The 13,546-nt window shown below is 65.9% G+C and carries 4 protein-coding genes; 2 read left to right on the plus strand and 2 right to left on the minus strand.

All coding sequences use genetic code 11. The annotated features are described in order from the left end of the window. Positions 1-12 precede the first annotated feature (12 nt). Positions 13-1,752, plus strand: a complete 1,740-nt coding sequence (locus JQ566_RS04735; protein WP_212370555.1) for a ShlB/FhaC/HecB family hemolysin secretion/activation protein — start codon at positions 13-15, stop codon at positions 1,750-1,752. Here JQ566_RS04735 and JQ566_RS04740 read toward each other — a convergent pair. Continuing rightward, positions 1,746-2,672 carry a LysR family transcriptional regulator gene (locus JQ566_RS04740; RefSeq protein WP_212370557.1) on the minus strand — a complete coding sequence of 309 codons (927 nt, stop codon included), beginning with the start codon at positions 2,670-2,672 and terminating at the stop codon, positions 1,746-1,748. The genes JQ566_RS04735 and JQ566_RS04740 overlap by 7 nt on opposite strands. A gap of 192 nt (positions 2,673-2,864) precedes the next feature. Here JQ566_RS04740 and JQ566_RS04745 point away from each other — a divergent pair, with 192 nt between their 5' ends. Next, positions 2,865-12,050, plus strand: a complete 9,186-nt coding sequence (locus tag JQ566_RS04745; RefSeq protein ID WP_212370560.1) for an MBG domain-containing protein — start codon at positions 2,865-2,867, stop codon at positions 12,048-12,050. An 18-nt stretch (positions 12,051-12,068) separates the two neighbouring features. Here the strand turns inward: JQ566_RS04745 and JQ566_RS04750 are convergent, their stop codons facing one another. Further along, positions 12,069-12,749, minus strand: coding sequence for a transglutaminase-like cysteine peptidase (locus JQ566_RS04750; protein WP_212370562.1), 681 nt, complete (start codon positions 12,747-12,749; stop codon positions 12,069-12,071). Positions 12,750-13,546: the final 797 nt, after the last annotated feature.

Consider the following 13,546-nt stretch of genomic DNA (forward strand, 5'->3'; position numbering starts at 1 on the left):
GGGTGCAGGAATATGTTTGGACGTCGTGTATCGAGATCAGGCGGATGTGCGGCTGCCGCTCTGCTTCTGTTTCTTCCGCAGCAGATTCATGCACAGCAACGGATCGTACCGTCGCCGAGTCAGGTCGCGCCGCCGTCGATTGCACCGGCGCCAAGTGCGCCGGCCCGCATTCTGCTGCCGCGCGTCGAGGCCGGCGCCGAGATTCCGAAGGACGCTGAGAAGCTCACCTTCGTGCTGCGCGGCTTTTCGATCGCGGACGAGTTCGACGAGCTGGCCGCCGAACGCCGCGCCCTTGAAGCGCCGCTCATCGGCAAGCGCGTTTCCGTTGCGCAGATCTTCGCGTTCGCTAACGCCTTGCAGGCGGCCTATGTGCGTGCAGGCTATCCGCTGGTGCGCGTGGTCGTCACGCCGCAGGAATTGGGACAGCAGGCGCGGGTCGCGATCCGCGTCGTCGACGGATTCGTCGAGAGCATCGACGCCGCAGCGATCAGGATGCCGGTGCGCACACGCGTCCTCGCCGTGGTCGAGCAACTGATCGGCAGGCGTCATCTCAGGCAGACCGAGCTCGAGCGCGTGCTGTTGATCGCGGGCGACGCGCCCGGGCTCGTGTTGAACGCGGTGTTCACCGGCGGCAAGCAGGTCGGCGGCTCGGTCCTGGTCCTGACCGGCCGCTATCGTCCGGTCTCGGCGAGCCTCTATGGCGACAACGCAATGCCAAAAGTGTTCGGCACCTGGCAAGCGGTGGCGACGGCTTCACTCAACAGCGTGTTCGGCCTCGGCGAGCAGTTCGTGGTTTCTGCATCGGGACTTCCGGACAACGACTTTGCCACGACCTATCCTACGCGCCGCTATCTCAGCGCGTCGCTGACGCTTCCGCTCGGCATAGACGGCTGGCGGCTCGAGGGCGGCGGTACGGTCGGCAAGACGACGCCGCGGGTCGATCCAATCTTCGCGACGCAGGGCCTGCTGTCCCAGGGCCGCATCGGCGTGAGCTACGACGCGGTCAAGCGCCGCGACGGCGTACTTACCTTCATCGCGCGATTCGAGGCCACCGACGAAGAGGTGGATTCGCTGCTGTTCGAACCGTCGGTACCGATCAGCCGCGATCGGGTGCGCGCCGTGCGCGGCGGTGTCGAGGGTTTTTGGAATTTCCGCAGTTCGGGCACGGTGGCGAGCTACGGCGCGCTGCTGTCGCGGGGCGTCGATGCCTTCGGCGCACGGACCGCGAACGACGCGACCTTCCTGCTGCCGCTTTCGCGCATCGGCGCCGACGCCGTCTTCACCAAGCTGAGCGGCCATGTCGGCATCACCCAGGGCCTGCCCAGCGACTTTTTCCTCTCGCTGGCAGGATATGGGCAGACCAGCTTTGGCCAGCCGATGCTGACCTCGGAGCAGTTCGACATCGTCGGCGCGCAGATGCTGTCCGGCTACACGGCGGGATCGTTCGCCGGCGACAGCGCCTGGGTCGTGCGTGGCGAGGTCGGTCGCAACTTCGTCATTCCGAACGCGCCGGCGGCGATCGCGCCCTATCTGTTCGCCGCCACCGGCGAGCGCATCCTGATCGAGCCGACTGCGCTCGAGCGCGCCAGCATGCACGCTTCCAATCTCGGCGGCGGGCTGCGCTTCAATCTTTCGGCCGTCGGAGCCAATCCGTTCGACGTGTCGTTGTTCGCCGAAGGCAGCCACCAGCACAGCGACAACCCGACGCAGCAGGGCTGGCGGGCCTTCGCCGGTGGCATCGTGCGCTACTGAATACCGGCCGGCCGGTTGCTCTGCAACCCCTGCATGATCGACTCCCGCAGCCATTTATGGCCGGGATCGTTCTCGCTGTTCACGTGCCAGAGCATGTAGGCGTATTGCTCCGCCAGCGGCATCGGCAGATCGTGCAGGTCGAGCTGGAAATTGTCAGCGATCTCTTCGGCGAAGCGGCGCGGCAACAGGCCGATCAGATCTGTGCGCTGGACCATTGCCGGCATCGACCAGATCTTCGACACCATATAGGGCGTCCGCCGGACGGTGCCCTGCGCCACCATGTTCTTGTCGACACCGGTGAGGCCACGCAATTCGTGGGCGACGGCGACCTGAGGCAATCTGGCGAACGTTGCGAGATCGAGCGGCTTCGTGATTTCGGGGTGATCGCGCCGGCTGATGACCACGAGATCGAATGCCATGATCGACTTGACCACGATATCGGTGGTGTCGATCGGGAAGGCGAAGCAGGCGAGGTCGATATTGCCTTCGCGGATGTCCTCGGCATATCTCGCCGTGGCCTGCACGCACTCGATCTGCACGCCCGGAGCCTGCGTCAGCAACGTGCGGACGATCGAAGGCATCACCAGTGCCTCCAAGGGATCGCTGACGATGATGCGGAAAAGCCGCGTATAGGTGGCGAGGTCGATGCTGTCGGCGACAGTGAACTGGCGGCCGATCACCGCGAGCGCCTCGCGCACGGGCTGGATGATCTCGCGCGCCTTGTTGGTCGGCGCGACGCCGCGCGGGCTTCGCACGAACAGGGGATCGCCGAGCAACTCGCGCAGCCGTCCGAGCGCGCTCGACACCGCCGGCTGGCTCATGCCGAGCCGCTCGGCCGCCTTGCTGGTATTGCCCGTGGAATAGAGGGCTTCGAAGATCACCAGAAGGTTAAGATCGATCTTGCGAAGATTGATGGCCATTTGTCTTGGAATTTCCGAGCCTTGCCCGCCGACCGGCGGTGCAATTCGTTTGATGAATGATCGTTAGAGTGATTTTGAATTTCTCATAATTTGTTCAGTCCGCCAAAACAAAAAGCAACAAATCATTAACCACCGGTTGTGGTGCTCTCTTTGTAAGCGCCTCGCCCGGATTGGGGAAGGCGTGACATCGTGGTGAAGAGCAAGACGTGGCCCGCATCGCGGACTGGCGCGTTCGCGGACAAGATCATCAGCCTTGCCGCAGCGGCCTCGCTCGCGCTCGCGCCGACCTTCGTCCAGGCACAGCAACTGCCGACCGGCGGATCGGTGGCTGCGGGCAGCGCCACCATCGGCATCCCGAGCAATGGCACCCTCAACGTCAACCAGACGTCGAACCGGGCGGTGATCGACTGGACTTCGTTCTCGATCGGGCGGGGCGGCACGGTCAATTTCAACCAGCCCGGCGCCTCGTCGGCGACGCTGAACCGGGTGACCGGCAGCACGCCCTCGACCATCGCCGGCACCATCAACGCGCCCGGCACGGTGCTCCTGGTCAACCCGAACGGCATCGCCATCAGCAAGACTGGCGTGGTCAATGTCGGCTCGTTTGCGGCCTCGACTCTCGACATCAAGAACAGCGACTTCATGGCGGGGAATTACAAGTTCACCGGCAATGGCGCGTCCGCCGCAGTCACCAATGCCGGCCGGATCAACGTCGCCGACGGCGGATTCGCGGCGCTGCTCGGCGGGCAGGTCGCCAATGACGGCGTCATCAGCGCGCGGCTCGGCCGCGTCGGGCTCGGCAGCGGCGAGTTGATCACGCTCGATCTCGCCGGCGACGGTTTTCTGTCCGTCGGCGTTCCGACCAGCGCGCTCGGCAAGATCTCCGGCAGCGACGGCAAGGCGCTGGTGTCGAACAAGGGCAAGATCGTCGCCGACGGCGGCACGGTCTATCTGAGCGCCGCCACGGCGGCCGGCATTTTGCGCGACGCGATCAACGTACCCGGTTCGATCCGCGCCAATTCGGTCGGCACGCAGAACGGCAGGATCGTCATCGGCGGCGGCGCGGGCGGCAAGGTCTCCGTCAGCGGCAAGGTGGCGGCGAATGGCGGCCGGAGTGGCAAGGGCAACGGTGGCACGGTCGATGTCTCCGGCGCGACCGTCGCGGTGTCAGGCCAGATCTCCGCCAACGGCCGCAAGGGCGGCGGCGTGATGTTGGCGGCAGGTCAGTCCGTCGATATCTGGGGGTCGGTTTCGGCCAAGGGCACGACGGATGCCGGCGGCACCATCGTGGTGACAGCCCACGACATCAAGCTTGCCAGCGAGGCCGTGCTCGATGCCGGCGGCGCCAGCGGCGGCACCGTGCTGGTGGGCGGCGACTACCAGGGCGGCGCCAACGCTGCGAACAACTTCGTCACCTATCCGATCCTCAACGCCTTCGCGACGACGGTCGCGGCCGGCGCGCAGATCAAGGCCGACGGCAGCAACGGCGCCGGCGGCAAGATCGTGGTGTGGTCGGACGATCACACGACCTTCGCCGGCGCGGTCAGCGCGCAAGGCAACGGCAGCGGGCAGGGCGGCTTCGCCGAAGTATCGGGCCACCGGCTGCTCGACTTCACCGGGACTGCGAATCTTTTGGCCGCGAACGGTGCGGCGGGCACCCTGCTGCTCGATCCGCGCAATGTGACGATCTCGACCGGCACCACCGCCGGTGGCTCGATCGCGTCGGGCACCTTCACGCCCTCGGCCGACGATTCGATCCTCAACGTGACGACGCTGCAGACCGCCCTGGCTTCCGGCAACGTCATCGTGACCACCGGCGCCTCCGGCTCTGCCGGTTCGCAGACGGGCGATATCACCGTGGCCACCCCCGTCACCTGGTCGTCGCACACGCTGACGCTCGACGCCTATCATTCGATCAACGTCAACGCGACCATGTCGGCGACCGGCACCGCGGGGCTCGCGCTGAAGACCAATGATGGCGGCAGCGGCGGAAGCCTGAATTTCAACGGTGGCAACGTCACCTTCGCGAGCACCAGCCAGGCGCTCAGCATCAACGGCGCCAGCTATACGCTGCTCAACAGCATGACCGGCGTGCAGAACATCAACAATGGTCTGTCCAGTAACTACGCGCTGGCGAATTCGCTCAATGCCACCGGCGTATCGAGCTTCGTGCCGATCGGGACCGACAGCGCGGGCAATATCGTCAACAGCGGCAACGGATTCACCGGCAATTTCAACGGTCTCGGCAACACCATCTCCAACCTGACGATCAACCGTTCGTCGGTCGATAATGTGGGCCTGTTCGGCGTTGCGACAGGCGGCAGCATTTCGTCGCTTGCGCTCACCAACGTGAATGTTGCCGGAGGCAATCACACGGGCGCGCTGCTCGGATACGACATCAGCGGCACCTCCCTGTGGGGCTTGAGTGCCAGCGGCACGGTGTCCGGCCAGTACCAGACCGGCGGACTGATCGGATGGTTAGGGCAGGGCGCTACGTTGACCGGCGGTTCGGCGGCCGTGTCGGTGACGAGCCCCCTCGATGACGTGGGCGGCCTGATCGGGTTAACCATCGGCAACGTCCTCCAGTCCTACGCTACGGGCGCGGTCACCGGTCGAACCAGCGTGGGAGGCCTCATCGGCCGCGCCAATACCGACTTTGGCGGTTCGGTCACGGTGCAACAGTCCTATGCCACCGGTGCCGCTAGCGGTGCCTTCCGCGTCGGTGGGCTCATCGGCTCGACCGATGGCGCGGACCAGGTGACGGTGCAACAATCCTTTGCCACTGGCCCTGCTAGCGGCCAGTACTTCGTCGGTGGGCTCATCGGTCAGACCGGAGCGAACCCGACGACGGTGCAGCAGTCTTATGCGACGGGATGGGCGGGAGCGAGCGGCGGTTATGCCGGCGGCCTGATCGGCTACAACGACAAGACGCTCTCCATCGGCGAGTCCTACGCCACCGGTTTCGTCAGCGCGCCCGGGTTTACCGGCGGACTGGTCGGCCATGGGGCCACGGCTCCGACGGTGACCTCGTCGTATTGGGATTTGAGCACGACAGGCCAAGCCGGGGCATTCAACGGCGGCAGCCTCAGCGGGGCGAGTGGCGCCGCCACCTCGGTACGGCAGGCGGCATTGCCGGGCGGTTGGTCCAGCGCGGTCTGGGGCATCGTCGCCGGCAAGAGCTATCCCTTTTTCCTGTGGCAGTACCCGGCCGCGGGCGGCGCACCGCAGGTGATCTCGGGCAACGCCTATACCAACGCCGGATCCACGGCCGCCGCTGGCGCCACCGTGTCGGCCCTCGTCAACGGCGCCGGCGTCGGCAGCGCCACGGCGGGTGCCAACGGCTACTACAACATCCTGGTCGCACCCAATACGATCGCCGCCAACAGCCAGGTCGCGGCCTATACCACCGGCGCCAGCGGCGGCCTCACCTACCAGCAGAATGCCCCGGCCGGCTCGCTGGCCGCGTTCAACATCGCTGGCACCAATCTGATGGAAATCAGTCGGGCGACGACGCTGTCGGCTGTGTCCGCGGGGCTCGCCACCGCGATCGGCTCGACTGGCGTGTCGACCAGCTATGCCGATCGCTGGATCATCGCCCAGGGCGCGAGCTTTACGATCGATCAGGCGATTACCCAGTCCGGCATCCTGAGGCTCTCCGCGGCGGGCGACGTGACGCAGGCGGCCGGTGCTTCGCTCAACACGGCGTTCCTGAGCCTGCAACTGATCACGGGCGGCGCAAACTTCACCTTGCTCGATACCGGCAACAAGGTGACGAACCTCGCGATCACGAGTATCGGTTCCGGCAGCCTCAGTCTCTACGACAGCGTCGATCTCAACGTGGGCAGCAGCGTGACCGCCAATGGCGGGGTGTCGATCCAGACCCCCGGCACGCTGACGATCGCCAATACGATCTCGTCGTCGGCCAGCGGCAACGCCATCGTTCTGGTCGCCGGAAACAAGTTCACCAACAATCTGGGCGCATCGGCCCTGTCGGCGCCGAACGGCCGCTGGCTGGTCTATTCGAGCAATCCGACCAGCGATACGTTCAAAAATCTCGACAGCGGCAATACGGCGGTCTGGAACAGCACCTATGCGGCCAACGCGCCCGCGACCATCGCGTCGGGCAATCGCTATGTGTTCGCCTATCAGCCGACCGCGACCTTCACGTCGTCGAACGCGTCGAAGAGCTACGGTGCGACGGCCGACGTGTCCGCCAGTTTCAGCGTGAGCGGCATCAATGGCGGCGTCACCAATGCCTATCTCGCGGACACGGCTGCCGTCGCCTACAGCGGCGCGCCGACGCTGACCTCGGCCGGCACCGCCGCGTCGGCAACCGTGGCCGGCGGTCCGTACCTGATCGACATCTCGCAAGGTTCGGTCACAGGGCTCAACGGCTATGCCGTCAGCTTCGTCGATTCGGGCATGCTGACGGTGAGCAAGGCCAGCCTGGCGGTGACGGCGAACGATGCCAGCAAGACCTATGACGGCCTGGCGTTCTCTGGCGGCAACGGTGTCAGCTACTCCGGTTTCGTCAACGGCGAGAGCGCGTCGGTGCTGGGCGGCACGCTGACCTACGGCGGCACGGCGCAGGGCGCCAAGAACGCGGGCAGCTACACGCTGGTCGCGTCAGGCCTGAGTTCGTCGAACTACACCATCAGCTACGTCGGCGGCACGCTCAGCATCGGCAAGGCGGCGCTCACGGTGACGGCGAACGATGCCAGCAAGACCTATAACGGTCTCGCCTTCTCGGGCGGCAACGGCGTCACCTATAGCGGCTTTGTCAACGGCGAGAGCGCGTCGGTGCTGGGCGGCACGCTGAGCTATGGCGGCACGGCGCAGGGCGCCAAGAACGCGGGCAGCTACACGCTGACCGCGTCGGGCCTGAGTTCGTCGAACTACACCATCAGCTACGCCGCCGGGGCGCTGACCATCGGCAAGGCCGCGCTGACGGTGACGGCGAACGACGCCAGCAAGACCTATGACGGTCTCGCCTTCTCGGGCGGTAACGGCGTCAGCTATGCGGGCTTCGTCAATGGCGAGAGCGCGTCGGTGCTCGGCGGCGCGCTGGCTTACGGCGGCACTGCGCAGGGCGCCAAGAACGCCGGCAGCTACACGCTCACCGCTTCGGGGCTGGCGTCGTCGAACTACGCTATCAGCTACACCGGCGGTGCGCTGATCATCGGCAAGGCGGCGCTGACCGTGACGGCCAATGATGCCGGCAAGACCTACGACGGCCAGGTCTTCTCGGGCGGCAACGGGGTGAGCTACTCCGGCTTCGTCAATGGCGAGACCTCGTCGGTGCTCGGCGGCACGCTGAGCTATGGCGGCAGCGCGCAAGGCGCGGTCAATGCGGGCAGCTATGGCCTGACGGCGTCGGGATTGACCTCGTCGAACTACACCATCGGCTATGCCGCTGGCGCGCTCAGCATTACGCCGCGTTCCATCACGGTGGCGGCGAATGCCCAGAGCAAGACCTATGGCGATGCCGATCCGACGCTCGCTTACGGCGTCACCTCCGGCAACCTCGTCTCCGGTGACAGCCTGAGCGGAGCACTGACGCGGGCGAGTGGCGAGAACGTCGGCAGCTATGGCATCACACAGGGCACGCTGACCGCCGGTAGCAACTACGCGCTGACCTATTCCGGTGCCAACCTCGGCATCACGCCACGTGCGATCACGGTGACCGCGAACGCGCAGAGCAAGACCTATGGCGACGCCGACCCGACGCTGACCTACGGCGTCACCTCGGGCAATTTCGTCTCCGGTGACAGCCTGAGCGGAGCACTGACGCGGGCGAGTGGCGAGAACGTCGGCAGCTACGGCATCACACAGGGCACGCTGACCGCCGGTAGCAACTACGCGCTGACTTATTCCGGTGCCAGCCTCGGCATCACGCCACGTGCGATCACGGTGACTGCGAACGCCCAGAGCAAGACCTATGGCGATGCCGACCCGACCCTGACCTATGGTCTCACCTCGGGTAACCTGGTCTCTGGCGATAGCCTCGGCGGTGTGTTGAGCCGCGCATCCGGTGAGAATGTCGGCACGTACGGCATCACCCAGGGCACGCTGACGGCCGGCAACAACTATGCACTGACCTATGCCGGGGCGAACCTCGGGATCACGCCGCGCGCGATCACGATCACCGCGAATGCCCAGAGCAAGATCTATGGCGATGCCGATCCGACGCTCACTTACGGCGTCACCTCCGGCAACCTTGTCTCCGGCGACAGCCTGAGCGGCGTGTTGAGCCGTGCGAGCGGCGAGAACGTCGGCTCCTATGGCATCACCCAGGGCACGTTGGCGGCCGGCAGCAACTACGCGCTGACCTATGCCGGGGCGAACCTCGGCATCACGCCGCGTCCGATCACGGTCGCGGCCGACAATCTCACCAAGACCTATGGTACGCCGGACCCGACGCTCACCTATACGATCGGCGGGCGAGGGCTCGTGGCCGGTGACAACATCGCCAGCGTGTTCTCGGGTGGCCTGACGCGGGCGGCCGGCGAGACGGTGGCCGGCGGTCCCTACGCCATCACGCAGGGTACGCTGACGGCGAACGGCAATTATTCGATCGCCACCTTCACGGCGGGGCAGCTCACGATCGCGCCGGCGAACGTGACGGTGAGCGCGCTGCTGATCGGCTCGGTCGTCAAGACCTATGACGGAAGCACGGTCGCAACGCTCGATGCCAGCAATCTGGGCCTGAGCGGCGTCCAGGCCGGCGATGTCGGCAGCGTCATCGTGACGGCGGCGTCCGCCAGCTACGACAACGCCAGCGCCGGCATCAACAAGACCGTGACCGCGGTTGGCCTGACGCTGAGCGGTTCGGCCGCCAGCAACTACCTTCTGACCAGCACGACCGTGCAGGCCAATATCGGGACGATCGGCCAGCGCGCGATCACGGTGACGGCGAACGCGCAGAGCAAGACCTATGGCAACGTCGATCCGACGCTGACCTACGGCGTGACGTCGGGTAATCTCGTCGGCGGCGACAGCCTCAGCGGTGTGCTGACCCGGGCATCCGGCGAGAACGTCGGCAGCTACGGCATCACGCAGGGGAGTCTGTCGGCGGGCAGCAACTACGCGCTGACCTATGCCGGTGCCAATCTCGGCATCACGCCGCGCGCGATCACGGTGATGGCGAACGCCCAGAGCAAGATCTATGGCGATGCCGATCCGACGCTGACCTATGGCGTGACGTCGGGCAATCTGGTCTCCGGCGATAGCCTGAGCGGCGTGTTGAGCCGCGCCAGCGGTGAGAACGTCGGCTCCTACGGGATCGCGCAGGGGACGCTGACCGCCGGCAGCAACTACGCGCTGACCTATGCCGGGGCGAACCTCGGGATCACCCAGCGCGCGATCACGGTCACCGCGAATGCGCAGAGCAAGATTTATGGCGATGCCGACCCGACTTTGACCTACGGCATCACCACGGGCAATCTCGTCGGCAGCGACAGCCTGAGCGGCGCACTCACCCGGACCGCCGGCGAGAACGTCGGCAGCTACGGCATCATCCAGGGCACGCTGACGGCCGGTGGCAACTATGCGCTGACCTATGCCGGGGCGAACCTCGGGATCACCCAGCGCGCGATCACGGTCACCGCGAATGCGCAGAACAAGATTTATGGCGATGCCGACCCGACTTTGACCTACGGCGTGACCTCGGGCAATCTGGTCTCCGGCGACAGCCTCAGCGGCGTGCTCGCCCGTGCATCTGGCGAGAACGTCGGCAGCTACGGCATCACCCGGGGCACGCTGACGGCGGGCAGCAACTACGCGCTGACCTATGCCGGCGCCAATCTCGGGATCACGCCGCGTTCCATTACGGTGACGGCGAACGCGCAGAGCAAGATCTATGGCGACACTGATCCGACGCTGACCTACGGCGTCACCTCGGGCAAGCTCGTCGGAAGCGATAGCTTGAGCGGTGTGCTCGCCCGCGCCGCCGGCGAGAACGTCGGCGCTTACGGCATCGCCCAGGGCACGCTGACCGCGGGCAGCAACTACGCGCTGACCTATGCCGGCGCCAATCTCCGGATTACGCAACGCGCGATCACGGTGACGGCGAGCACCCAGAGCAAGACGTATGGCGACGCCGATCCGACGCTGACCTATGGCGTGACCTCGGGCAATCTGGTCTCCGGCGATAGCCTGAGCGGCGTGTTGAGCCGCGCCAGCGGTGAGAACGTCGGCACTTACGGCATCGCCCAGGGCACGTTGACCGCAGGCAGCAACTACGCGCTGACCTATACCGGGGCAAATCTCGGCATCACGCCGCGTCCGATCACCGTGGCGGCGGACGATCAGACCAAGAATTTCGGTGCGGCTGACCCCGTGCTGACCTATCGGATCACGGCCGGCCAACTCGTCAAAGGCGACCTCCTCAGCGGAACGCTCACCCGTACGGCCGGTGAGGACGCCGGCGACTACGCCATCCTCCAGGGCGGCCTGTCGACCGGCAGCAACTACACGCTCAGCTATGTCGGCGGCACGCTGACGATCATCGCGCCGTTGACGTCGGGCTATGCCTCGAGCCGGCATCAGGCGGCGAGCGCGGGCAACTCGCCACCCGTCGTCAATGTGAGCTACCAGGCCGGGGGCAATACGGCCGCTGCGCGGATCGGCGTCGTCGGCGGCCCGGTCTCGACTGCTGCGAATGGCAATGGCGGGTCGAACACGCGCAACGTCGCGGCGGCAACGCCGGCCGCCGACGTCAACCAGAACATCGAGACCGGCAGTGGTGCCGGCTCATTATTCCCCCCGATCTCGCAGTTCGACAGGCTGCAATACGCCAAGGACGAGCTGCCGCCATTCGCGCCACAGGCTGCAGAGTCGACCGTGCTCACGATGATCGCCCGCGCGGCGGCACATGACCGGCGGGAACCCAAGATCAACCTGCTCTGGCGCGAAGATGCGCCGTCGTGGACCGAGATCGGCGCAGGCGTCGCAAAAAGCGTGACCTTCGGCGACGGTGCCGGCGGCACGCGGACGCCGGCAAGTGACGCGGGCTTCGCCTTCGTCAACGGCACGACCGATATCGCTGCGCTGCTGCGGCGGGGACCGGTTATGCTCGGCGGCGAGAAGCCCGCCGATGCAGCGGCGCCGACGGCGTGGCTGCTTGCCCTCCAATTGACGGCGGATGGCAAGGGCATCGTCGCCAACGATCCCGTCACCGGCCGGCAGGTCGTCCTGGCCTATGATCCCGCGACGAAAATGGTTGGCACGGTGGCCGAGATCGTCGATCCCTCCACCGGGAAGCTGGCCGCGCTCGGCGACTCCGTTCCCGACGTCGGCGAGACCATCAAGATCCCCGCCGAGGCCTGGGCCGCGCTCAAGGCCTTCAAGCCGGCGACCTATCTCGCCGTGTCGTTGTAGGGGAGGAGTTGCGCTGGCTCATGCGCGATCCTGCATCACGCCGGAGCGATGCAGGATGAGCATGGATTGCAGGCCGGCCCTGTCCTGACCGGTGTCGGCCGGCCGCGGTCTCGTTGCGGTGACCTGCTGCACGCCGCCGGCGTTGAGCGCGAACAGCGGCGTGAGAAACGACGCTTCGCCATCCGCGATCGGGCGGGACCAGCGGTTGTCGAGCACGAGCCATGTGCCGCCGTCGCGTACGGCGAGCACGGCATGGTGGGAGCGTACATCCTTGTCCCATGCGACCAGCAGGCGCAGATCGTCGGCGGACGTGCCGGCTGCGCGCAGCGCCGCATATTTGGCGATCGCATAGTCCTCGCAGTCGCCGAGGCCCGTCTCGAACGAGCCCTTGCGGTCGGCGTCGAGAGGGGCCGACCAGACGTCGCCGGCGTGCCACTGCTCCTGATCGGTGACGTAGCGGATTGCCGCGTTGACGCGCCGGTTGACGACCGCGATGCGATCGTGCCCCTCAAGGGCGGCGGCGCGCTTGATGATCGTCGTGAACTCTCTCGCACCGGAGGAGCAGCGGCGGATATTGGCGCGGCAGCGCGCCAGGGCAAGCGCCGTGCTGCCTAGATCGGCCTGGACCTTGCGCCATTTCGTCCCCAATGCGCCCTGTGGCGCCTGCACGGTCAGGACGCCGAAAGGTTCGTCTTGCAACGAACCGGATCGCTGCGGTCCTGCGTCATCGGGCGCGCTCGGGGCGGGGCCCGTCATTGTCGGGAGGAGATCAATGCGCGCTGTTCCGCGAGACGACGGCTCCATCGCGCTGAGCGCCGCCGCGGATCCGACAGAGCCGCTCACGATCACGGCGGCAACGCTGCAGATGAATATGCGCGCCCAGCGAAAGCACATTTTCGGCCAGCCCCCAACGCGGGCGCGGCCGACTTGTTGCGCGTCGATGCTCGCCCCGTGTTATGCGACGAGGAGTAGCCCCATGGCTGCTTCGGCCCGGTTAAGTAACAGCAAGAATTGATGTTTTTGTTCTTCGTGGTGAAGCACGCCGTGCTGGATTGCTTAAAATTGTAGCGGTACTGATGCCCGCTGTGGGGGAGGCGTGCGCACACCGTCCTCGCGTGCAGGACGTGTATTTTCAGTTGGTTGGAAGACGACGTGTGCACCGGGAGATCAAGAAAAATCTTGCAACAACCGACGTGAACAAGCTCTCCGGAGTGGGCGAGGCGAGTCCCAAAAGTGGCTTCGCGACGAGTTGCCATAGAGGCCCTCTGTAGATCTCAGCGAAGTTGCGCCAACATCGATGCGGGAGCGTTCGCTGCAATCTCCGGCGCCCTCGCTCGCTGCTCGTAAAGTACATTATATCGGCGTCCTGTGCCGCCGACCTTACCGACGGCTACGCAGCTCTGGGCGTAGCGCAGCCACACCCAAGTCAAGCGTCTACTCCAGCGCGTTGCTCACTGGTCGATGCCATTCATCTAAAGCTATCAAGCTCACTATCA

The sequence above is a fragment of the Bradyrhizobium sp. SZCCT0231 genome (assembly GCF_018130245.1).
GTDB lineage: Bacteria > Pseudomonadota > Alphaproteobacteria > Rhizobiales > Xanthobacteraceae > Bradyrhizobium > Bradyrhizobium japonicum_F.